This is a genomic window from Gemmobacter lutimaris (assembly GCF_003570715.1).
GTDB lineage: Bacteria > Pseudomonadota > Alphaproteobacteria > Rhodobacterales > Rhodobacteraceae > Gemmobacter > Gemmobacter lutimaris.
In genome coordinates, this window is sequence record NZ_QXXQ01000010.1 from 67,657 (window position 1) to 90,134 (window position 22,478).

Sequence of the window (22,478 nt, forward strand, 5' to 3'; positions counted from 1 at the left end):
CCGGGGCGGATAGCAGGCGGGTTCTCTGAAAGAAGCGGGGCGGATATGGCGCGCAGCAAGAAAGGCCGGGCAGTTTCCGGCTGGGTCGTGATCGACAAGCCGGCAGGCATCACCTCGACCTCGGTCGTGAACAAGGTGAAATGGGCGTTTCAGGCGCAGAAGGCCGGTCATGCCGGAACGCTTGATCCGGCGGCGACCGGGGTGCTGGCGGTGGCCTTGGGTGAGGCGACCAAGACTGTGCCCTATATCACCGATGCGCTGAAAGCTTATCGCTTCATGGTGCGGCTGGGGGTGACCACCACCACCGACGATGCCGAGGGCGAAACGCTGGCCACCTTCGACGCGCGCCCCGAAGATGCGGCGATTGCCGCCGCGCTGGCGCCGTTCCGGGGCGAGATCATGCAGATTCCGCCGCAGTTTTCCGCCGTGAAGGTGGAGGGCGAGCGCGCCTATGACCTCGCCCGCGACGGCGTGGCGATGGATCTGGCCGCCCGCCCGCTGTGGGTGGAAAGCCTTGAGATGATCGCCCGCCCCGATGCCGACCATGTGGAACTGGAAATGGTCTGCGGCAAAGGCGGTTATGTGCGGTCGATCGCGCGCGATCTGGGGGCGGCACTGGCCTGCGGCGGCCATGTCGAATGGCTGCGCCGGGTCTGGTCCGGCCCGTTCGAGGCCGACAAGGGCGTGAGCCTTGACGAGATCGAGCGTTTGGCCCGCACCGACGACATTGACACGCTGCTGTTGCCGCTGGAGCTGGGGCTGGCCGATCTGCCGGAACTGCCCGCCACGCCGGAAGGCGCGGCGCGGCTGAAGAATGGCAATCCCGGCATGGTCATCGCCTCTGGCGTGGACTACGGCGAAACCGCCTGGGCCTCGTATCAGGGGAAGCCGGTTGCGGTGGGCAGCTATCAGTCGGGCGAACTGCACCCGAGCCGCGTGTTCAACTTGTAAGCCGATGCTGCTGATCCGTCGCCATGCCGAGGCGGGCGTGCAATCACGCGCCGTCTATTCGCGCTGTAGCCGCTATCGCTATTACCTCAGCCGGCGTTGGGGGGAGGGGAAGCTGATGCTGTTTGTCATGCTCAACCCCTCCACCGCGACGGAACGCAAGAATGACCAGACGCTTGCGCGTTGCGAGAAACGCGCGCGCATGGCTGGGGCGGGCGGCTTTGCGGTGGTGAACCTGTTCGCCCTACGCAGCAAGGAACCCACCGATCTGAAACGCGCCGACGATCCGGTCGGCCCGCTGAACGACCGGCTGTTGCGCTGGGCGGCGCGGGTCTCGGGGCCGGTGGTTTGCGGCTGGGGCAACCATGGCGGGCTGATGGGACGCGATGCGGCGGTGCTGGACCTGCTGCGCGTCAACGGGGCAGAGGTCACGCATCTGGGCCTGACCTTCGCCGGGCAGCCGCGCCATCCGCTTTATGTGCCGCTGGCACAGACCGTGCAGGCGTGGGAAATCACGCCGCCCGCGGAACAAGCCTGATCTGAGACACATCCAAGCCCTCGCCATGCGCCACGACGGCCAGCGGCTTGCCATCCAGATGCAACGCCACATCGCCGGTATTGGCGTCCGTATGCAGTTCCAGTACCGGGTCGGGATGCGCCTCGGGGTCGTATTGCACCTCCAGCACATCTTCGCGGGCGTTAAAATCCATGATCCGCGCGCCATCCCCCTCCTCCAGCCAGTCGCCCAGACGGAAGGTATCGGCCCCGCTGCCGCCGGTCAGGTAATCCTCGGCCCCCGCGATCATGGTATCGTCTCCCTGACCGCCGTTCAGGAAATCGGCATCGCCATCCTGCGGTGCCTGCGGATCGTGGCCAATCAGCAGATCGTTGCCCACATCGCCATCCAGCGTATCGGCACCATAGCCGCCGAACAGCGTGTCGTCGCCATAACCACCGTTCAGCCAGTCGTCGCCCAGATCGTCTTGCAGCAGGTCATTGCCGCTGCCACCCAGGAGCGAGTCGGCGCCGCGCCCGCCGTCAAGCGTATCGGCCCCGCCATGACCTGCCAGAAGATCATTGCCGCCTCCGCCAGACAGCGCATCCTCCCCCGCTTCGCCGCGCAGCAGATCGTCGTCCAGACCGCCTGACAGAACATCATCGCCGCGCCCGCCATACAGGTAATCCTGTCCCGCGCCGCCACCCAGCGTATCGGCCCCGCCCCGCGACACGATCTGATCCATGCCGCCACGGCCACGGATCAGATCATCCTCGGCCCCGCCCGTCAGCTTGTCATTGCCGGGGCTGCCCAGAACCGGCGGATGATCATCTTCCGGTGCCGGAGCCTCGACCGCCGGGGGCGGGTCCAGCAGGTCGCCATGCGCGAAAGAATCGGCGCTGCTGTCTTCTTCGGGCGGCGAATCTTCTCCGGCGCCGGGGGTATCGTCATCCGGTCCCGGCCGCGCGACGAAAGCATCCAGCATCAGCCCCGCGCTCAACGCGCCCAGCAAACCGATCAGCCCCAACATGGCCTTTTCCCCCACTTACCCCGAAACTTCGACCCGGCGTTAACCAATATTTCGCGCAAGCCCTTGTCATCACAGAATATTCAACCCGCCGATCATGGCACAATCCGGGCAAGCGCGCCACGAGGCCGCGATGGTTTATTGCAATTTGGTTAAAGTCGGAAGAAATCCCCGCAGCGAATCCATCTTCCCTCGCGGCCGGTTTTCCCCTATACGCGCGCATCCGCTGCAAGGCGGAACCAAGGGCCCTGCTGGACGACATCCCGGCTTGTGCCGTCACACCAACCTGTAAAGGAGATCCCGATGTCGATCACCGTGGAAGAAAAAGCCCGTCTGATCAAGGAGTACGCAACCAAGGAAGGCGACACCGGTTCGCCCGAAGTTCAGGTTGCGATCCTGTCGTCGCGCATCGCGACGCTGACCGAGCACTTCAAGACCCACAAGAAGGACAACCACTCGCGTCGTGGCCTTCTGATGCTCGTGGCCCAGCGCCGCAAGCTGCTGGACTACCTGAAGGGCAAGGATGAAGGCCGTTACCAGTCGCTGATCGCGCGTCTGGGCCTGCGTCGCTGAGCTTTCGCACAGCTTAACGGAGCGCCCGTGGCCTATGGCTGCGGGCGTTTCGCGTTTCACGGGGTTCGCAATCACGGAGCCAGAAGCGCGGCCCGGTCCAGCCGCAGATCCGATTGCAGCCAGCGCGCCTCGATCGCCTTCAGCCGCGCGCCAAGATCCGCCCCCTGATACTGCGGCATCAGATCGGCGGGACGCACCGGCAGGATGGCCGCCGCGCCACGCGCGACCTCGGCCTGCCAACCGGGCAAGGGCGGTTGGCCCAGCAGCGCGGCACGGGCCAGAATGGCGTCGTCGGCCAGTGCTTTCAGCCGATAGCCCAGAACCGCAGGACTGCCCCCCTCGCGCACCGCAGACAGCAACAGCGCCAGATCGCGGCTTTCCGCCCGCGACAGGCGCCAGCGGTCATCGACCGCATCGCCGCCCAGCACCGCCAGCCGCCGCATCCAGCGTGGCGGTATCCCGGCCTCCAGATGCACCAGCGGCGCCAGCGCCATCGGGTCGGCACCGGGCAGAACCCGCTGCAAGATCCCGGTCTGCGCCATGGCCGCGACCGAGGGCGCGGGGTCGGGCGCGGCCAGCAGCTTGCGCATCTCGGCCCCGACCCGTTCTGCCGAAAGCGTCTCCAGCCCCTCGGCCAGCACGGCGCAGGCGGCCAGACCATCCGCGTCGATCCCCTGTGCGGGGTCGCCATACCAGGCATGGAACCGGAAGAAGCGAAGAATGCGCAGGTAATCCTCGCGGATGCGTTGCTCCGGCTCGCCCACGAAACGCAGTCGCCGTGCCAGCAAGTCGGGCAAGCCACCCAGCGGATCTATCACCTGACCGTCAGGCGCCGCATAAAGCGCATTCATGGTGAAATCGCGCCGCGCGGCATCCTCGGCCACATCGGAAGAAAAGGCGACCGTGGCGCGGCGGCCATCGGTTTCCACGTCACGACGGAAGGTCGTCACCTCATGCGGCACGCCCTTGGCAACCACCGTGACAGTGCCATGGTCGATCCCGGTCGGCACCACCCGGAACCCCGCCGCCGTGCACACGCGGGCCACGGTTTCTGGCCGCGCATCGGTGGCGATGTCGATGTCATTTACCGCCGCCCCCAGCAGCGCATTGCGCACGCAACCGCCGACAAACAGCGCCTGTGCGCCTGCCCCGGTCAGCGCCGCGCAAACTGCTTGCGTTTCGGCTGCGTCGATCCAGAGACCGGAAACCCTCATACCAGCCTCTCGGCCAGACCACGCAGCATCCGCGCCGTGGCGCCCCAGATGTAATAGGGGCCATAGGGGACGGCGTAATAGCGCCGCCAGTCGCCACGCCACATCCGGCGCTCCACCCGGAAATTCCCCGGATCGGCCAGATGCGCCAATGGCACGCGGAACACCTCTTCCACCTCACCAGCCTCGGGGCGCGGGATGAAAGGGGCGGTGACATGGGCAAGGATCGGCACCACGGTGTAGCCCGTCACCGTTTCATGGGCAGGCAAAGACCCCAGCACGCGCACCAGCGCGGGGTCCAGCCCCACCTCCTCGCGCGCCTCACGCAGCGCCGCCGCCTCGGCCGAGGCATCGCCCGCGTCGATCTTCCCCCCGGGGAAGGCGATCTGGCCGGGATGATGCTTCAGTCCCGACGCTCGTTTGGTCAGAAGGACCGACGGCCCGCCCGCCCCGTCGCACACGGCGATCAGCACGGCAGCGGGCCGCAGCTTGCGTCCGGGCGGCAGCACGGTGCCCGGATTCAGATCGAAATCCGAGCTTTCCCCCGTGCGCCGCGCCAGCGCCGCCAGCAGCGCCTCAGGCCCCATCCGGGGCCGCCTTCGGCGCGTCGAAGCCCAGCGTCAGCGGGTCAAACTCGTAATGCGCGCCGCAAAACTGGCAATCCGCCGTCACGATGCCTTCCGGCGTCGTCATGTGCCGCAGATCCTTTTGCGAATAGATCCCCAGCGAGGACCGCACCTTCTCGGCCGAGCAGGAACAGCCGAACCGCACGGGCTGCGCATCGAAAACACGCGGGCCTTCCTCGTGGAACAACCGCACCAGCAGTTCGGTGGGCGAGACGGCAGGGCCGATCAGCTCCATCTCCTCCACCGTTTCCAGCAGGCGATTGGCGCGGGTCCAGTTCTCACCGTCCTCACCGTCAACAATGTCATTGGCGGTCAGCAGACCGCCCTCGCCCGAACCGCCCTGATCCGCCGCGAAGGGCGAGGCTTTGGGCATATGCTGGATCATAACACCGCCCGCGCGCCAATGCGGCGCGCTACCCGGCATCTGCACCTGACCGTAAGTCAGTGCGAACCGCGTCGGCAGCTGTTCGGACTGCGCGAAATAGGTCTGCGCACAATCGGCCAGCGAATTGCCGGTCAGCGGCGTGATGCCCTGATAGGGGGTCATCCCCTGCCCCTGGTCGATCACGATGACGAAATAGCCCTCTCCCAGCAGATCGAAGGGGCGTTCGACCTCGGGCAGGTGATCGGGGTCGAAATCGGCATAGGCGCGCAGCCGCGCGGGTTCGCCCCCCTCGGTCGGGCCGTAGTAATCGGTTGCGACCATCTTCACCGCGCCGGTGCCGCGGATTTGCAGCGACAGCCGCCAGCGCAGCTTGATCGTCTGCCCGATCAGCGCGGTCAGCAGCGTCGCTTCGCTGACCAGCGCTTCGATCTGCGGCGGGTAGGCATGTTGCTTCAGAACCTGATCCAGAACACCATCCAGCCGCGCGATGCGGCCGCGGATGTCCGACAGGTCGAGTTGAAAGGGCAGGACGGTATCGTCCCAGGCGATCTGTGATCCGATGGTCATGGGGGTTTCCTGAAGGCGCCAGTCTTGGCATACCGCGATCATATAGGCGCGGCAAGCACAGGACCAAAGGCATGATCAGGCGGTATGGCGAAGCGGTGAAGGCAGGTCAACACTATCGGCGGCGCCCGGGCGTCTATGCCGTGCTGCTGGAGGGCGACCAGATCCTGACCACCTTTCAGGAAAAACCGAAGCCCGAGTTCCAGTTGCCCGGTGGCGGCATCGACCCCGGCGAACAGCCCATCGCGGCCCTGCACCGCGAGGTGATGGAGGAAACCGGGTGGAGCATCCGCGTCACCCGCCGCCTTGGCGCGTTCCGGCGGTTCTGCTACATGCCGGATTACGACCTCTGGGCCGAAAAGCTCTGCACCATCTATCTGGCCCGGCCCGTGCGCTCCATTTGCCCGCCGACAGAGGCAGGGCACAGCGCGGCCTGGCTACCGGCGGTTGAGGCGCTGGATCTGCTGGGCAATGCTGGGGACCGGGCGTTTCTTGCGCGCGCCATTCAATCGACATTCCCCCGGTAATCGAACAATACCCCAGACACATAATCGGGGAAATCGCCGCCCCCGGCATGGGCGTTGAGGTTCCAGACCAGCGCCTCCAGCAGCGCAGGGCTGTCCAGCGCCGCATTGGCCTGCAAGATGCGGGTCAAGCCGTCATCGCCCAGCTCCTCGCCCTCGGGTGTGGGGCATTCGGTAACGCCATCCGAAACCAGAAACAGCCGGTCGCCCGGCGCAAGCTGCGCCTCGATCCGCTGAAACGCCACATTGGGTAAAAGCCCGATGGGCAGCCCCCCGGCGCCCAGTCGTTCAATCGGGCCGCCCGCGCGCAGGATAAGCGGATGGGGGTGCCCGGCCTGCACAAGCTGCACCCGGCCGCTGACCAGATCAACCTCGGCATAGGCCATTGTAAAATACTGATCGACCTGAATTTCCTCCAGCATCATCCGGTTGAAGCGCGCCGCGACCATTTCCGGCGGCCAGGCATCACGCTGCCCGTCCAGCCCGCCGGTCAGCGCGATATTCTGATCGGGTGACGCCCCCGACAGCACCCCCGCCAGCCGCGCGGTCATCAATGCCGAGGCCACACCATGCCCCGACACATCGACCGAATACAGCGCCACGCGACGGGCACTGATTTCAAAGAACCCCGCCAGATCGCCCCCGACATGGCCGGAAGGTTTCATCAGGATCGCCGCCGCCCCCCGCCCGAAATCGTGGTGCCGGTCGCGCACCAGCGTCTGTTGCAGTCTGCGTGCCTCGATCAGGTCACGGTCGAGCGAATCATACAGCTTCTGCAATTCATCCAGCGTCGAACGGATCAGCCGGTTCTTTTCCACCAGTTCGGCCTGCATGCCCAGAATGCGCTGCCCCGCCCGCAGCCGCGCATGCAATTCATCCGCACTGACCGGCTTGGTCAGAAAGTCATCGGCCCCGCCGTCCAGCCCGTCCGCCACCTCGCCCTTTTCGGACTTCGAGGTCAGCATGATGAAATAGCCATAGCTTTCATGCGGCAAGGCCCTGAAAGCCTTGCAGAATTCCAACCCCGACATGCCCGGCATCACCCAGTCGGACAAGACGATATCGAACGGAGCCTCCCGCGCAAGGCGCAGTGCCTCCTCCCCCGTCGCGGCCTCTGTCACCAGATAGCCCCAGCGTTGCAGCGACATCGCCAGGATGCGTCGCTGCGCCCGGCTGTCATCAACCACAAGCACCCGTCCGCGCGCCGCAGCGCCGGGCCTGTCACTAATAAATACCGGGCTGTTCTGGCTCACGCCGCTGTCTCCGCACGAATATAGCAGCAGATTCGGCACCCTGTCTTAAGATGATGTGAAACATAAAATGCACGAGAACTCGCAGGTTTTCCTAACCGCTTGTTAAGCGCCAGCCATGATCCTGCTTCTGTGTGGGACGTGGAGCCGACGGCCAATCCGGCCGCAGACGGGGTGTGATATGATTGACTGGAGCAGGGTTGCAGAACTGCAATCCGAAGTGGGTGAGGACGGCTTTGCCGAAGTGGCGGCGCTGTTTCTGGAAGAAACCGACGAGGTGGTCACGCGGCTGCGGACGGGCGCGGTTACGCATTTGCCGCGCGACCTGCATTTCCTGAAAGGCAGCGCACTGAACCTCGGGTTCCGCGATCTGGCCCTGCGGTGTCAGGAAGGCGAAAGGATGTGCAACGCCGGGGCAGGCGCGGCTGTAGACATAGCGGCACTGATCCGGCTTTACACCGAATCCAAGGCGGCTTTCACAAACGGATTGCAGCGGAATTCCGCAGCCTGAAACCTCAGACCAGAAATTCGGCCAGCGCGTCGTCGCCGGTAATGTCGCGGTAGGAAAACCCCGCGGCATCAATGCGCGCCGCCAGCGCGTCAAAATTCTCCGCGCTGCTGGTTTCGATCCCGATCAGCACCGATCCGAAGTTGCGTGCCGATTTCTTCAGATATTCAAACCGCGTGATGTCATCATCCGGGCCCAGCATCATCAGGAATTCGCGCAGGGCTCCGGGTCGTTGCGGCATGCGCAGGATGAAGTATTTCTTCTTGCCCGCATAGCGCTGCGCACGCTCCTTCACCTCTGGCAGACGCTCGAAATCAAAGTTGCCTCCAGATGTCACGCAAACCACCGTCTTGCCGCGAATCTCCTCTGCCAACACTGGCAGCACATCCACCGACAAGGCACCGGCGGGTTCCAGCACAATGCCCTCAACGTTCAGCATCTCCAGCATGGTGATGCAGATGCGATCCTCTGGCGCCAGCAGCACCTGTGCCGGATCGACCCATTTCAGGCAGTCGTAGGTATGCGCCCCCAACCGCGCCACCGCGGCCCCGTCCACAAAGCTGTTGACGCGCGGCAAGGTGACCGGCCCACCTGCCTCCAGTGCCGCGCTGAGGCTGGCACCGCCGAGCGGCTCCACAAAGCGGAAGGCAACGCCCGGCGCGGCATCGCGCAGATAGGTGGTCACGCCCGAGGCCAGACCGCCCCCGCCGACCGGCAGGATCACCAGATCGGGCGCAGCACCAAGCTGGTCCAGCAATTCCACCCCCACGCTCGCCTGCCCCTCAATCACATCGGGGTCGTCGAAGGGCGACAGGAAATGCGCGCCTTCCTCGGCGCAATACTTTTGCGAGGCGGCAAGCGTCTGGTCGAAATAGTCGCCAGTCAGCACAATGCGCACCGCATCGCCGCCGAAGGTGCGGGTCTTGTCGATCTTCTGTTGTGGCGTGGTCACCGGCATGAAGATCGTGCCGCGCACGCCAAAATGGCGGCAGGCATAGGCCATGCCCTGCGCATGGTTCCCGGCGCTGGCACAGACGAAATGCCCCTGATCCGGGTTTGTCGCCCGCACTTTGCGCATGGCATTGAACGCCCCGCGCAGCTTGTAGCTGCGCACCGGCGTCAGATCCTCGCGCTTGAGGTAGATTTCCGCCCCATAGCGATTTGACAGGTGGTCATTGCGCTGCAACGGCGTGGCCGGAAACAGGTCACGCAGGGCTTCGGTGGTCAGGCGGGCTCGGCTGGTGAAATCACTCATGCGCCGATTAGACCCGTCCCGCCGGGATTGGCAAGCTCAGACCAGCGGGCGCTTTTCGATGTAATGGCCGTAAAGCGTGGTCAGGATCGACACGCCGACCATCATCTGCACCCAGCCGGAGGTCAGCGTCCACAGCAGCGCAGGGATGGAATCCGGCCGGAACAGCGATTCCGGCACGCCCAGCAGGATGCTGAAGACAGCCAGCAGCAGCGCCAGCCCGAAAAAGACCCCGGTTTCCCCATAGGTTGCCTTCCAGCCTTCGTTAAAACCGATGCTTTCCCCCATGGCAATGGCCGGGAGCGGGATGCTGAGCCGCAGCATCACCATGAAAACGGGAACCATGAGCAGCAGCGAACCGATCATCGCGCCCAACAGGGGGCCAGCCAGCATCAGCCCAAGCGGCATGATGGCCATGCCCAGAACCGCGGCAACCGCTGCGATGACCAACCCGATCAGCAGGGATCGACCCAGATAACGGAGAGCCTCCGGGCCATGAAACGGCGGCAGCAGGCTGGTGCCGCCCTCACCCCGCAGCACGAAACGGTGCCAGGCAACGGCGATCCACAGCGAAAACACCAGCGCCACAGCGACGACCAGCAGCATTTTCGCGGGGTTGATCTGCATGACATCGCCCGAGGTCACCCCCATCGCCACGACAATCATCATCTGCACAATGTAAAGCAGGCCCGATATGCGCAGCGCGTCGGTCAGGTTGCCGAACACCTGCCGCACCGAATGGGTGAAAATCTGCCACGCCTTCATCTTGGTCCTCGCCATTTGCACGCGGCGATTGAGTCAGCTTGCCCCGCCAGAGTCAAGCGGCCCAGCCCGCGCTTGCCCTTGCGGTCATTTGCCTTTAATCGCTGGCCAAACCCCGAGGGAGCGTTCCATGTCCAAGCCCAAGAAAGTCGTGCTGGCCTATTCCGGCGGCCTCGACACCTCGATCATCCTGAAATGGCTGCAAACCGAATACGGCTGCGAGGTCATCACTTTCACCGCCGATCTGGGTCAGGGCGAAGAACTTGAACCCGCCCGCGCCAAGGCGGAACTGCTGGGCATCAAGCCCGAGAACATCCATATCGTCGATGTGCGCGAGGAATTCGTGCGCGATTTCGTCTTCCCGATGTTCCGCGCCAATGCGGTTTACGAAGGGCTCTATCTGCTGGGCACCTCGATCGCGCGGCCGCTGATTTCCAAGCATCTGGTGGAAATCGCCCATGCCCATGGCGCCGATGCCGTGGCCCATGGCGCCACCGGCAAGGGCAACGATCAGGTCCGGTTCGAACTGTCGGCTTATGCGCTCGACCCGTCGATCAAGGTCATCGCGCCTTGGCGGGAATGGGATCTGACCAGCCGCACCAAGCTGATCGAATTTGCCGAGGCGAACCAGATTCCGATCGCCAAGGACAAGCGCGGCGAAGCGCCGTTCAGCGTGGATGCGAACCTGCTGCACACCTCCTCCGAGGGCAAGGCACTGGAAAACCCGGCCGACGAGGCGCCCGATTACGTCTATCAGCGCACCGTTGCACCCGAGGATGCCCCGAACGAGCCCGAATATATCGAAGTCACCTTCGAGAAGGGCGATGCGGTCGCGATCAACGGCGAGGCGCTGTCGCCCGCCACCATCCTGACCCGCCTGAACGAACTGGGTGGCAAGCATGGCATCGGCCGACTGGATTTCGTGGAAAACCGCTTCGTTGGCATGAAGTCGCGCGGCATCTATGAAACCCCCGGCGGCACCGTGCTGCTGGAGGCGCATCGCGGGATCGAGCAGATCACGCTCGACGCCGGTGCGGGCCACCTGAAGGATTCGATCATGCCGCGCTATGCGGAGCTGATCTACAACGGCTTCTGGTTCTCGCCCGAGCGTGAAATGCTGCAAGCCCTGATCGACAAGTCGCAGGAACACGTCACCGGCACGGTGCGGCTGAAGCTCTACAAAGGGTCGGCAACCTGCGTCGGCCGCTGGTCGGAACATTCGCTTTATTCCGAAAAGCATGTGACATTCGAGGAAGACGCCGGCGCCTACGATCAGAAAGACGCGGCGGGCTTCATCCGGCTGAACGCCTTGCGGCTGAAACTGATCGCCACGCGCAACGCCCGCGTCGCCAAGTAAACGCCGTTTCACGGCAAGGCCCGCCCTTTCCGGGGCGGGCTTTTTTCGGACTTGCGATTAAATCAATCGTTTGATTAAATTATCGCATGACACAGGATGATCCCCCCACCGGCACCCGTGCCGATCTGATCGCCGCCGGGCTGCACCTGTTCGGCAAGCAGGGCTTTGCCGCCACACCAACACGGGCGCTGGCGGCGCTGGCCAAAACCAATGTCGCCTCGATCGCCTATCACTTCGGCAGCAAGGAAGGCCTGCGCCTTGCCTGCGGGGCCGAGGTCGCGCGGCGCATCGGGCAGGTCACCGGACCACCTGCAACGCAACTCCCAGCCACACAAGGCGAAGCGCTGGACCGGCTGGAGGCGATGCTGCGCGCCATGGTGGTTTTCCTGACCCAGGGCCCGCAGGCGCAGGACACCGTGGCTTTCATCCTGCGCGAACTTTCCGAAGGCGGCCCGACCTTCGATCTGGTTTATGACGCATTTTTCCTGCCCAAGCACCGCGAGCTTTGCGCCCTGACCGGCATGGCCACCGGCCAACCCGCAGAGGCCGACGAAACCCGGCTTTTGGTATTCTCGCTGCTGGGACAGGCGGTCTATTTCCGCATCGGTCAACCAGTCATCTGCCGCCGCATGGGCTGGACCGGCTATTCCGCCGCCGAAACCAAGGCCATCGCCGACCGTCTGGCCGCCAATCTGCGCGCCATCCTTCACAGGAGCCTGCCATGAGCCTGATCTGCGCCGTTCCGCTGCTGTCCGCCCTGTTTTCGGCCTGCGATACGCCACCACCCTTTGCGACGGGCTATGTCGAGGGGGATTTCGTGCTGATCGCACCGATTGCCGTGGCGCAGGTGTCGGCTGTCACCGTGACGCGGGGCGATCATGTGGAAGCGGGGGCGCCGCTGGTGGCGATGGAAAAGCGCGATGCCGAAATCGCGCTGGCCGAAGCGCGCGCGGCAGAAGCGCGGGCCGCAAGCCAGTTGGCCAACCTTCAGGAAGGCCGCCGACCTGAGGAAATCCGTGTGCTGGAGGCGACGCTGACCTCGGCCCGCGCACAATCGAATGAGGCGGCGAAAGAGGTTGCGCGCCAGCAAAGCCTGAACGCCCGCAACGTCAGCCCCGAGGCGCAACTGGATCAGGCCCGCACTGCCGCCGAGGTTGCCGCCGCCCGCGTGGCCGAGGCAGAGGCCAATCTGGCCGTTGCCCGCCTGCCCGCCCGTGCGCAAGAGATCGAGGCCGCCCGCGCCGGGTTGGCGCAGGCACAGGCGGCACGCGAGGCGGCGGAATGGCAGGTGTCGCAACGCGCCCTTGCTGCCCCCGCGCCCGGCACGATCTACGATGTCGTGCGTGAACCCGGCGAGATTGCCGGACCGTCAGCCCCGGTCCTGTCCTTCCTGCCCGACGGCGCAGTTAAGCTGCGGCTTTACGTCCCCGAACCAGCGGTGGCCCATATCCGCCCCGGCACGCGGCTGGTGGTCAATTGCGATGGCTGCACCGGGCAAGGCGCGACCGTCAGCTATGTGTCGGATGCGCCGGAATTCACGCCCCCGGTGATTTATTCGCTGCAAAACCGGCAGAAACTGGTGTTTCTGGTCGAGGCCCGCCCAGATCCCGGATCGGATCGGCTGAAGCCCGGCCAGATCGTCGATGTGGACCTGTCGGCGCCATGAACGCGATCGAGGTCACCGGACTGACGAAAGCCTTCCATGGTCGCAAGGTGGTGGATGACGTCTCGCTCAGCGTCGCGCGGGGCGAGATCGCGGGGTTTCTGGGGCCGAACGGGTCCGGCAAGACCACCTGCATCCGCATGATGTGCGGGCTGCTGACGCCCGATGCGGGCAACGGGCAAGTGCTGGGCCATGACATCCGCCGCGAAGCCCGCGCCATCAAGCGGCAGGTCGGCTACATGACGCAGAAGTTTTCCTATTACGAGGATCTGACCATCGAGGAAAACCTTGCCTTCGTCGCCGGGCTTTACGCGCTACCGGCGCAGGCGGTGCGCGACACGCTGGCGGGGCTGGGCCTGACTTCGCGCCGCAGTCAGCTTGCAGGCAGCCTTTCGGGTGGCTGGAAGCAACGGCTCGCACTCGCGGCCTGCATCATGCACAAACCAAAGCTCCTGCTGCTGGACGAACCCACCGCCGGGGTGGACCCCAAGGCGCGGCGCGAGTTCTGGGATGAAATTCACGGTCTTGCCGCCGACGGGCTGACGGTTCTGGTATCCACGCATTACATGGACGAGGCAGAACGCTGCCATCGCATCAACTATATCGCTTACGGCCGGTTGATTGCCCGCGGCACGGTGCCCGAGGTCATCGCCTCGGCCGGGTTGACCACCTTTCTGGTCACCGCCGACCGTCCGGGCGAGGTGGCGGCACGGCTGCGGGCCGCGCCGGGGGTGGAACAGGTTGCCCCGTTCGGCACCACTCTGCACGTCACCGGCACTGACCGCGCCGCGCTGGAACGCGCGCTGACCGAGGCCGGTGCAAGCTTCCAGCCCGGCGAAACCAGCCTTGAGGACGTCTTCATCCGCCTGATGGGCCAGAGCAGGGACAACATGGCATGACCGGCATTTCCCTTCGCCGCCTCGGCGCCCTGCTGCGCAAAGAGCTGATCCAGATGCGGCGCGACCGGATCACCTTCGCCATGATGCTGCTGGTGCCGCTGATGCAGCTTGTGCTGTTCGGCTATGCCATCAACAGCGACCCCAAACACCTGCCTGCCGCGCTGGTGGCACCGACGCAGGATCGGTTCAGCCGCGCCATGGTTTCGGCGCTGGAGTTGACGGGATATTACGATTTCACCCATGTCGGCATTTCCGCGACAGAGGCAGAGGCGCTGATTACCCGCGGAGCTGTGGCTTTCGTCGTCACCCTGCCTTCGGATTTCGGACGGCGGGTCGAACGTGGCGACGCGCCGCAAATCCTGATCGAGGCGGATGCGACTGATCCTTCCGTCGCTTCGGGGGCCATTTCCACCCTTGGCACTGTCGCGGCAGAGGCCCTGCAACGCGAAACAGGGGCCAGCCCGACGCAGCCGCCTGTCGGGATCGTCGTTCACAAGCGCTATAACCCCGAGGGGATCACGCAATACAACATCGTGCCGGGGCTTCTGGGCGTAATCCTTCAGATGATCCTCGTGATGATGACGTCCATGGCACTGACCCGCGAGATCGAGCGCGGCACGATGGAGAACCTGCTGGCCCTGCCCGCCACGCCGGTCGAGATCATGCTCGGCAAGGTGGTGCCCTATATGGGCGTCGGCGCGGTGCAGGTGGCGGTGGTTCTGCTGGCGGCACGGCTGTTGTTCGGCGTGCCTTTCGTCGGCAGTTTCAGCGTGCTGGCCGCGGGCATCTTCACCTTCGTGCTGGCGCTGGTGATCCTTGGCTACCTGATTTCCACCCTCGCGCGCACGCAGATGCAGGCAATGCAGCTCACGTTCTTCTTCTTCCTGCCGTCCTTGATGCTGTCGGGCTTCATGTTCCCGTTCCGCGGCATGCCCGGCTGGGCGCAGACGCTGGGCGAGGTCTTCCCGCTGACGCATTTCCTGCGGCTGATCCGGGCAGTGATGTTGAAAGGGGCGAGCCAGCCCGACATTGCACAGCCGATGGCGGCGTTGCTGGCCTTCGTGCTGGTCTATGGCCTGCTGGCGCTGGCGCGCTTCCGCCGCACACTGGATTGAAAAGGGGCGCGGGTTTCCCCGCGCCCTGTCACTCTTTACCGAAACTTCTGGCTTTACCGAAACTTCTGGCCATCAGGCAGCCACCCCGCCGCGCCCCATCAATTGCCTCAGCGCCACGGGCAGGATCAGGATGAGGCCGATGATCGTAGGCGTCATCGACGGCGCCACCAGCAGCAGCGCGGCCACGGTCAGCGCCAGCCGCTCCCACCCTTTCAGGGGGGCGAACAGCCAGCCGGTGACAGCCGCTGCCAGCACATAGATGCCCATCACCGCGCCGAAGAACGCGAGGAAGAAGGCGCCCCAGGTAAAGCCCTCGGTCACCAAGAGAAGCGCAGGTTGGAAGGCAAAGACGAAGGGCACCAGCACTTTGCCCATGCCCAGCCGGAACGCCGTGTTCCCCGCCTTGAAGGCGTTCGCCCCGGCGATCCCCGCCGCCGCATAGGCGGCCATGGCCACAGGGGGCGTGATGTCGGCCAGCACCCCGTAGTAGAACACGAAGAAATGGGCGACGATCTGTTCCATCCCCAGCATGCCGAGGATGGGCGCCGCCACCGCCACCATGATGATGTAATTGGCGGTCGTCGGGATGCCGCAGCCCATCAGGATGCAAACCACCGCCGTCAGCAGCAGGGTGAACAGCAGGGTCAGCGTCGGCACCGTCATGATCTCGAACGGCAGCACCGACAGCCAGCCCGAGACCGAGGCCGCCCAGCCCGCCGCAACGCCCGTCACCATATAGGCGATCTTGAAGCCGACGCCGGTCAGGGTGACGACGCCGATCACCACACCCACCAACGCAGCGGCGGCGGTCACCGACAGCGATTGGCGCGCGCCAAGGCAGAAACCCTCCCAAACGCCATGGGCGGTACCACGGATGGCCTGCGTCACGCCGCCCTTCATGAACTCCTGAATCGCCAGAACCACGATACAGGCGGTGATCGACCAGAAGGCGGCAGCGAAGGGCGTGCGGCCCGACAGCAGCACCGCCACCAGCAGGATCAGCGGGAAGACCGACAGCCAGCCAGCCTTCAGCACCTTCCACGCATTTGGCAGCTCTTCGGCCGACAGGCCGCGCAGGCCCAGACGCCGCGCTTCAAGATGCACCTGCACCAGCACGCCGAAGAAGTGCATGAAGGCCGGGACCAGAGCGGCGGTCAGGATGGTGGTCAGCGGCACGCCCAGATATTCGATCATCAGGAAGGCCACGGCCCCCATGACTGGCGGTGTGATCTGCCCGCCGGTGGAGGATGCCGCCTCGACGGCCGCCGCGAAATGGCGGGGATAGCCGATGCGGATCATCGCCGGGATGGTCAGTGATCCGGTCGTCACCGTATTGGCGATGGAGGAACCCGAGATCGACCCCAGCAGCGCCGACGACAGCACCGAAACCTTGGCAGGCCCCCCCGCATAACGCCCGGCCAGCGCCGAAGCCACGTCGATGAACAACTGCCCCAGCCCGATCCGCGTCGCCATCACGCCGAACAGCACGAAGTGGAACACATAGGTGGCGATTACCCCCAGCGCGGTGCCGTAAATGCCCTGCGAGGTCAGATAAAGGTGGTTGACGATGTTCGACCAGCTTGCCCCCGGATGGACAAGGATACCCGGCATAGACTGCCCGAAATAGGCGTAGCCGATGAACAGGATCGCAATGACCGGCAGCGGCCAGCCCATCGACCGCCGCACAGCCTCCAGCAGAACGACGATGAGGACGGTCCCCATCGCCACGTCGATGGGCAGCGGATTGCCGACGCGGAACGCGAGTTCCGAATAGATCCATGGCACATAAAGCGCCGCCACGGTCCCGGCGATGGCCAGAAGCCAGTCAATCAGCGGCAGGCCCCAAGGGGCAAGAATGCCCGGCTCGGTGCGCTTGGCACCAAAGGCCGAAAAGCTCAGGAACACCAGCGCCAGCGTGACGCCCATATGCAGCCCGCGATGCACCGTCGCCTGCGGGATGCCGAACCCGGCGGTATAATAATGATAACATGACAGCAGGAACAGAATGGCCGCAGTCAGGATAGCCAGCGGCCGCGCAACCTCGCGGAACCGCATTTCCGGGTCGAACTTTTCTTCCAGCGCCTGAAGCTCGCCCGCGGTCAGATGCCGCGGAACCTCGTCTTCCTCTACCTTCGCCATAGGTCACTTGCCCCCTGTTCTGACTGTTACAAAGCGCGAGAGGGCCGCGCATCGCGGCGCGGCCCCTTCTTCTGGCCGGTCTTGTGCCGGTCCTTTACTTCAGCAGACCCGCTTCCTTGTAGAAGCGCTCGGCGCCCGGATGCAGCGGAATACCAACGCCGTTCAGCGCGGTGTCGGCGGTGATCATCTTGCCCTTGGCATGGCCCGAATCCAGCAGCTTGCGGGTATTGTCGTTCCACAGCGCCTTGGTGATCTGGTAAACCAGTTCTTCGGGCTGGTCGGCGCTGGTGATCCATTGCGCACCAACCGAAAGGGTCTTCACATCGTCGGCATTGCCTTCATAGGTGCCACCCGGAATGGTGTCAGCCGCGAAGAACCCATATTTTTCGCAGATCGCGGGTGCCTCGTCACAGGTGATCGGGACGATCTTCACGGCGTGCTGGCTGGCCAGTTCGGCAATCGCACCGGCAGGATAGCCGCCCACGAAGAAGAAGGCATCCATCGCGCCGTCGCGCATCCGGTCGGCGGCCTGATCGGGCTTCAGGAACTCGGCCTTCACATCGCCTTCCGACAGGCCATAGCCTTCAAGGATGATCCGCGCATCGACCAGCGTGCCCGAGCCCGGTTCGTCCAGCGACACGGTTTTGCCCTTCAGATCGGCCACGCCATTGATACCCGATTCCGCGCTGGCAACCAGATGGATGCTTTCCGGGTAAAGGTTGGCGATGGCGCGCAGTTTTTCGACTGCGGGCTTGCCTTCCCAGATGCCGGTGCCGGTATAGGCCCAGGTTGCCACGTCGGATTGCGAGAAGCCCGATTCCAGCGTGCCACCCGCGATGGCGTTGATATTGGCGACCGATCCGTTGGCCGACAGCGCCGAGGCGATCAGGCCCGGAACACCACAGGAGCCGCCCTCTTCACAGGGGCGCGAGCCCGGCGGGTTCGAGATCGCATTGGCCAGCAAGCCGCCGATCGGATAGTAGGTGCCAGCGGTGCCGCCGGTGCCGATGCGGAAAAACGCCATGTCCTGCGCCTGCGCGGCGCCCGCCAGAAGGCCCGCCGTCAGCGCGAGACCCGCGAAGAATTTCTGATGAATCATACCCAACATCTCCCCTTGGCAAAGAGGGCGCCGTTCATCACGCGCCCTTGATCGCCCCAGTAAGACCGACCAAATGGTCAAATGCAACCGCTTTGGGACCGGCGCTTTGACAGTTTCGCAGGCGAAATGCCGGAACCACCCCGAAACTGGCGCCGGTTTCCGACATGCCGATGCCGGTTGCGGGCTGGTTTTTCCACATTGTTCGGGCTAGGCAAAGGTGTTCTCAGGGCGGGGTGCAATTCCCCACCGGCGGTATAGCCCGCGAGCGCCTTCGGCAACGAAGGGTCAGCAGATCCGGTGTAATTCCGGGGCCGACGGTATAGTCCGGATGGAAGAGAATCGCGCACGGCCTGCATCCCGCGGGCCGGGTGTGACTCGTGCTCTGGGACCTGACGCAATTGAACGGAAGGTTCCGAAAACATGACGACCAAGACCCCCCGCATCGCCTTTATCCGCGCGCGCTGGCACGATGACATCGTGGACCGCGCGCATGAGGGCTTTCTGACCGAGGCCACCCGGCTGATCCCCGGTGCCGAGGTGGAAACCTTTGACGTGCCCGGCGCATTCGAGATGCCGCTTGCCGCGAAGAAACTGGCGCAGACCGGGCGTTTCGACGCTGTGGTCGCCGCCGCCTTCGTGGTGGATGGCGGTATCTATCGCCACGATTTCGTCGCCGGTGCCGTGGTGACCGGACTGATGAACGTGGGCCTTGAAACCGGCGTGCCTTGCCTGTCGGTCTCGCTGACGCCGCACAATTACCAGCCGGTCGATGTGCTGACCGATTTCTACCGCGACCATTTCGTCAAGAAGGGCGCCGAGGCCGCCAGCGCGGTGCGGCAGCTTCTGGACCTTGAGACGCGGCTGGCGGGCTGAGCCTACAGCCGCGAATAGTGGCGCCCGGTCAGCCGGGCGACCACCTGCGCCAGTTCGGTATCGCGTCGCGGGGCGTCCCAGCCCAGGATTTCAGCCACAAACCCGGCGATCCGCTCCAGATCGCGCGCGCTCAGCTGGCCGGTGACCGCCAGCGCCGTGCGACGCATCACCAGATCCTCCAGACATTGCACCTGTTCGTGCCGGGTCAGCCAACCCAATTCTTCCAGCGTGTAATCAGGCGCATCCTGCAGCGGGGTGGGTGAAGCGCCTTCTGCCGCCAGAACGGCGCGTGCCGTGGTGCCATAACGCGCCAGCAGCGTGGCGGCACGTCCGGGCGCCCCGCCCGCCTGTGCCGCCCAAGCCGCCGGGTCAGCCGGATAATCCCGCCCGCCTCCGATGGGCAGATCGCGCGTGCTGACCTGCCGCGCCCGACCAAGGCGCGACAGAACCGTATCCGCCACCTCCTCGGCAAAGCCCCGGAAGGTTGTCCACTTGCCGCCGACCAGCGAGATCACCGGCCAGTCGCGCGCGCCCGCCGCCTCGATCACCGGGGCGGAATGGTCGCGGCTGATCAGCCCCGCCGCCGTCCCGTCCGAGGCCGGCAGCGGCCGGATGCCGGAATAGGCATAGACGATCTGGCTGCGGTCGAAATGCAGCCCCGGCAGCAGGCTGCGCAGGCTTTGCAGGAAATAGTCGATCTCCGGCTCCTCGCAGCGCACGGTATCGGGGTCGTCGGCGCGGGTGTCGGTCGATCCGACCAGCGCACGGCCCAGATAATCGAACACCAGACAGATGCGCCCGTCATCGGCCTCGAAATAGATCATCCGCCCCTTCAGCGCCGCCAGAAGCGCCGGGTGATCCAGCAGGATATGCGAACCCTTGGTGCCGCCGATCAGCCGGGTTTGCAGCCCCAGCGTAGCGTTCACGCTGTCGATCCACGGCCCGGCTGCATTGACCACCACGCGCGGGCGCAGCGCCAGTTCGGCGCCATCGACGGTGCGCAGCCGCACCGTGGCGCCCTCCGCCCCCAGCAGCGCGCAATGGTTGAAGGCGCGCGAGGCCGAGCTGGCTCGCAACCCGTCCTGCACCAGTTCCAGCACCAGCCGTTCGGGATGCGCCACCGTCGCGTCAAAGTAGCGCCCCGCCGCCACGATACGCGGCGTCAGCGGCGGAATCTCGGCCAACGCCTTCGCCCGGCCCCACAGCGCATGGCGCGGCATGACCTGCGCCCGCGCGCCATAGAAATCATAAAGCGCGAGGCCGATCTTCATCAGCACCGCCCCGCGTGCCCGTGGCGCGGTGGTCGATCCCATCAGCGTGCGCAGCGCCGCGCCGATGCCCTTGAGCCACGAAAAGATCGGGATCACGGTCGGCAGTGGATGCACGCAATGCGGGGCGTTGCGCAAGAGAAGGTTCCGTTCCAGCGTCGATTGCGCGACAAGGCGAAACTCGCCGGTTTCCAGATACTTGATGCCGCCATGGATCAACCGCGAGGGCGCGGCCGAGGTGCCCGAGCCGTAATCGCCCTTGTCGGCGATCACGCAGGTCAGCCCCTGTTCGCACAGGTCACGGAATAACCCGGCCCCGTTGATCCCGGCGCCGAGGATCAGCACGTCGATGGGGGTTGCAGTCATCTCAGGCGGTCTCCTCGGAGGCCAGGGCCTCCAGCGCAGGCCAGATCGGGGCAAGCCGCGCAGCAATCTCGGTATGCAGCGCATAGCGGTGGGCCATCTCGGCCGCGCGGGCGGGCTGCGGGTCAAAGGTGGCGCCTTCCGGGGCGGGCGGGCCGTGGTGCGGGCTGATGTAAAGCCCCACCCCCGCACCGGCACAAAGCGCGGCGCCCCAGGCGGCGGCCTCGCCGGTGCCGGGCACGGTGACCGGCAGGTTCAGCACATCGGCAAAGAGTTGCGCGATGGCGGGATTGCGGGAAATGCCGCCTGTCAACCGCACCTCGCGCGGGGCAAAACCTTCGCGCAGCGCATCGACATGCAGGCGATGGTTGAAGGCGATACCTTCGACCACGGCGCGCAGCATGTCGCCCCGGTCATGCCAACCGCGCAGACCGAGGAAACCCGCGCTGGCCCCCGCCCCATGGGGCGAGCCGAACAGGTAGGGGTGGAACATCAGCGTCGATTGCCGGGCCAGCGCGGCTTGCAGCTCGGCCGCCGCCTGCGGATGGATCGAGTCACCGGCAGCCTCGGCCGCCTGCCGCTCGGCCCCGAAGGTGCGATCCAGCAGCCAGTCGTAATTGGTGGCCGAGGCGGGCGAGATCGCCATCGCGTTCCACTCGCCCGGCGCGATGCCGTTACGGCAGAACCAGCGCGCATCGCAAAGCGGTTGCCGCGTCACGGTTTCGTTGATCGAATAGGTGCCGGCGACGATGGCCACGATCCCCTCGCCATAGCCACTGATGCCAAGACCCGAGGCCGTCACATCATGCAGCCCCGCCACCACCGGCGTGCCGATGCGCAGCCCCGTCAAAGCCGCGGCGGCTTCGGTTACATGGCCCACCACCTGATCGGGGCGGTCGATCTGCGGTAGGTTGAGGCCGCCCAACCCGAAAATCGCGGAGATGTCCGCCGCATGGCCCTGTGTCGTGACATCGGTGAAAGAGGTGCTGGCCTCGGTCAGATCGGTGCCGATGCTGCCGGTCAGGCAGTAACGAATCCAGTCCTTGCAGGCCAGAACATGCCCGATCCGGGCAAAGCGTTCGGGCTGATGCCGCGCGATCCACGCCAGCAGCGCCGAAGGGGCAGAGGCATGCGGTTCCTGCCCCGTGCGCGCCAGCGCCCTTGCAGCGGTGCCATCGGCCTGCCAGCCGGCGACCACCCCCGCCGCGCGACTGTCGAGCGACAGGATACCCGCGCCCAGCGGTTGCGCCGCCTGATCCAGCAGATAAACCCCGTCGCCATGCGCCGTCGCCGCCACCGCCGCGATGTCGCCCGGTGCGCGGCCAGATCGCGCCAGCGCCTCGGCCACCGCCGCGGCGGTCGCGCGCCAGAGACCGGCCATGTCGCGTTCCACATGCCGGGGCTGCGGTATCTGTTGTGGCACGCGGCGTAGCGCGGCGGCAATCTCGCGTCCGTCCTCGTCAAAGATCACCGCCTTGCTGACGGTCAACCCGTTGTCGATACCCAGCAGGCAAGCCATGGCAGATCCCTTTCGGAAAGATCGGGGCCGGATGCAGATGCACCCGGCCCCGCCTGA

At 65.3% G+C, this 22,478-nt stretch carries 22 protein-coding genes and 1 riboswitch; of the genes, 11 read left to right on the plus strand and 11 right to left on the minus strand.

Features of this window, described 5'->3' with window-relative positions:
• The first annotated feature begins 45 nt into the window (after window positions 1-45).
• Window positions 46-951, plus strand: a complete 906-nt coding sequence (gene truB / locus D2N39_RS15995; protein WP_119135789.1) for a tRNA pseudouridine(55) synthase TruB — start codon at window positions 46-48, stop codon at window positions 949-951.
• 4 nt (window positions 952-955) lie between these two features.
• Window positions 956-1,486: a DUF1643 domain-containing protein gene (locus D2N39_RS16000; RefSeq protein WP_119135790.1), complete on the plus strand. Its 531-nt coding sequence runs from the start codon at window positions 956-958 to the stop codon at window positions 1,484-1,486.
• Here the strand turns inward: D2N39_RS16000 and D2N39_RS16005 are convergent.
• Window positions 1,461-2,474, minus strand: coding sequence for a calcium-binding protein (locus D2N39_RS16005; RefSeq protein ID WP_119135791.1), 1,014 nt, complete (start codon window positions 2,472-2,474; stop codon window positions 1,461-1,463). The two genes, D2N39_RS16000 and D2N39_RS16005, sit on opposite strands and share 26 nt — an antisense overlap.
• Before the next feature lie 300 nt (window positions 2,475-2,774).
• Here D2N39_RS16005 and rpsO point away from each other — a divergent pair, with 300 nt between their 5' ends.
• Complete coding sequence (gene rpsO / locus D2N39_RS16010; protein ID WP_119135792.1) at window positions 2,775-3,044, plus strand: 30S ribosomal protein S15; 270 nt, start codon at window positions 2,775-2,777, stop codon at window positions 3,042-3,044.
• A gap of 71 nt (window positions 3,045-3,115) precedes the next feature.
• Here the strand turns inward: rpsO and D2N39_RS16015 are convergent, their stop codons facing one another.
• Genes D2N39_RS16015 through hslO form a run of 3 tightly spaced genes read right to left on the minus strand, consistent with a single transcriptional unit; the run spans window position 3,116 to window position 5,833 of the window.
• A complete protein-coding gene (locus tag D2N39_RS16015) occupies window positions 3,116-4,258 on the minus strand; it encodes a CCA tRNA nucleotidyltransferase (RefSeq protein ID WP_119135793.1) in 1,143 nt (380 codons plus the stop codon).
• The gene (locus D2N39_RS16020) at window positions 4,255-4,842 is read right to left on the minus strand and encodes a CoA pyrophosphatase (protein ID WP_119135794.1); all 588 of its coding nucleotides are present in this window, start codon (window positions 4,840-4,842) and stop codon (window positions 4,255-4,257) included. Before D2N39_RS16020 ends, D2N39_RS16015 begins: the two co-directional genes overlap by 4 nt.
• Window positions 4,832-5,833, minus strand: a complete 1,002-nt coding sequence (gene hslO, locus D2N39_RS16025) for an Hsp33 family molecular chaperone HslO (RefSeq protein ID WP_119135795.1) — start codon at window positions 5,831-5,833, stop codon at window positions 4,832-4,834. The genes D2N39_RS16020 and hslO overlap by 11 nt, the downstream gene beginning before the upstream one ends.
• Before the next feature lie 71 nt (window positions 5,834-5,904).
• Here hslO and D2N39_RS16030 point away from each other — a divergent pair, with 71 nt between their 5' ends.
• Window positions 5,905-6,357, plus strand: coding sequence for an NUDIX hydrolase (locus D2N39_RS16030; protein WP_119135796.1), 453 nt, complete (start codon window positions 5,905-5,907; stop codon window positions 6,355-6,357).
• On the opposite strand, the gene D2N39_RS16035 is transcribed toward D2N39_RS16030, so the two are convergent.
• Entirely contained in the window at window positions 6,336-7,607 is a 1,272-nt protein-coding gene (locus D2N39_RS16035; RefSeq protein WP_233557210.1) for a PP2C family protein-serine/threonine phosphatase, read from the minus strand. The genes D2N39_RS16030 and D2N39_RS16035 overlap by 22 nt on opposite strands.
• A 178-nt stretch (window positions 7,608-7,785) precedes the next feature.
• Here D2N39_RS16035 and D2N39_RS16040 point away from each other — a divergent pair, with 178 nt between their 5' ends.
• A complete protein-coding gene (locus D2N39_RS16040; RefSeq protein WP_119135798.1) occupies window positions 7,786-8,115 on the plus strand; it encodes an Hpt domain-containing protein in 330 nt (109 codons plus the stop codon).
• 4 nt (window positions 8,116-8,119) lie between these two features.
• On the opposite strand, the gene ilvA is transcribed toward D2N39_RS16040, so the two are convergent.
• Both ilvA and D2N39_RS16050 read right to left on the minus strand, forming a co-directional pair.
• Window positions 8,120-9,367, minus strand: a complete 1,248-nt coding sequence (ilvA, locus tag D2N39_RS16045; RefSeq protein WP_119135799.1) for a threonine ammonia-lyase IlvA — start codon at window positions 9,365-9,367, stop codon at window positions 8,120-8,122.
• A gap of 36 nt (window positions 9,368-9,403) precedes the next feature.
• Entirely contained in the window at window positions 9,404-10,129 is a 726-nt protein-coding gene (locus D2N39_RS16050) for a hypothetical protein (protein WP_119135800.1), read from the minus strand.
• A gap of 127 nt (window positions 10,130-10,256) precedes the next feature.
• Between D2N39_RS16050 and D2N39_RS16055 the strand changes: the two genes are divergently transcribed.
• From D2N39_RS16055 to D2N39_RS16075, 5 genes are all read left to right on the plus strand, one after another.
• Window positions 10,257-11,483, plus strand: coding sequence for an argininosuccinate synthase (locus D2N39_RS16055; protein WP_119135801.1), 1,227 nt, complete (start codon window positions 10,257-10,259; stop codon window positions 11,481-11,483).
• Window positions 11,484-11,569: 86 nt separating this feature from the next.
• Window positions 11,570-12,208 (plus strand): CerR family C-terminal domain-containing protein, encoded by a 639-nt coding sequence (locus tag D2N39_RS16060; RefSeq protein ID WP_119135802.1) that lies wholly within the window; start codon window positions 11,570-11,572, stop codon window positions 12,206-12,208.
• Window positions 12,205-13,149, plus strand: a complete 945-nt coding sequence (locus D2N39_RS16065) for an HlyD family secretion protein (RefSeq protein ID WP_119135803.1) — start codon at window positions 12,205-12,207, stop codon at window positions 13,147-13,149. Before D2N39_RS16060 ends, D2N39_RS16065 begins: the two co-directional genes overlap by 4 nt.
• Window positions 13,146-14,045 (plus strand): ABC transporter ATP-binding protein, encoded by a 900-nt coding sequence (locus D2N39_RS16070; RefSeq protein WP_119135804.1) that lies wholly within the window; start codon window positions 13,146-13,148, stop codon window positions 14,043-14,045. The genes D2N39_RS16065 and D2N39_RS16070 overlap by 4 nt, the downstream gene beginning before the upstream one ends.
• Complete coding sequence (locus D2N39_RS16075; protein ID WP_119135805.1) at window positions 14,042-15,160, plus strand: ABC transporter permease; 1,119 nt, start codon at window positions 14,042-14,044, stop codon at window positions 15,158-15,160. The genes D2N39_RS16070 and D2N39_RS16075 overlap by 4 nt, the downstream gene beginning before the upstream one ends.
• A gap of 72 nt (window positions 15,161-15,232) precedes the next feature.
• Here D2N39_RS16075 and D2N39_RS16080 read toward each other — a convergent pair whose 3' ends face one another.
• Window positions 15,233-17,299 carry a TRAP transporter permease gene (locus D2N39_RS16080; RefSeq protein ID WP_119135806.1) on the minus strand — a complete coding sequence of 689 codons (2,067 nt, stop codon included), beginning with the start codon at window positions 17,297-17,299 and terminating at the stop codon, window positions 15,233-15,235.
• A 94-nt stretch (window positions 17,300-17,393) separates the two neighbouring features.
• Complete coding sequence (locus D2N39_RS16085) at window positions 17,394-18,398, minus strand: TAXI family TRAP transporter solute-binding subunit (protein ID WP_119135807.1); 1,005 nt, start codon at window positions 18,396-18,398, stop codon at window positions 17,394-17,396.
• Window positions 18,399-18,613: 215 nt separating this feature from the next.
• A riboswitch (FMN riboswitch) is annotated at window positions 18,614-18,742 on the plus strand.
• Window positions 18,743-18,818: 76 nt separating this feature from the next.
• On the opposite strand from D2N39_RS16085, the gene D2N39_RS16090 reads away from it, so the two are divergent.
• Window positions 18,819-19,271: a 6,7-dimethyl-8-ribityllumazine synthase gene (locus D2N39_RS16090; protein ID WP_119135808.1), complete on the plus strand. Its 453-nt coding sequence runs from the start codon at window positions 18,819-18,821 to the stop codon at window positions 19,269-19,271.
• A 2-nt stretch (window positions 19,272-19,273) separates the two neighbouring features.
• Here the strand turns inward: D2N39_RS16090 and D2N39_RS16095 are convergent, their stop codons facing one another.
• Complete coding sequence (locus D2N39_RS16095; RefSeq protein WP_119135809.1) at window positions 19,274-20,905, minus strand: glycerol-3-phosphate dehydrogenase/oxidase; 1,632 nt, start codon at window positions 20,903-20,905, stop codon at window positions 19,274-19,276.
• A gap of 1 nt (window position 20,906) precedes the next feature.
• Window positions 20,907-22,421 carry an FGGY-family carbohydrate kinase gene (locus tag D2N39_RS16100; protein WP_119135810.1) on the minus strand — a complete coding sequence of 505 codons (1,515 nt, stop codon included), beginning with the start codon at window positions 22,419-22,421 and terminating at the stop codon, window positions 20,907-20,909.
• Window positions 22,422-22,478: the final 57 nt, after the last annotated feature.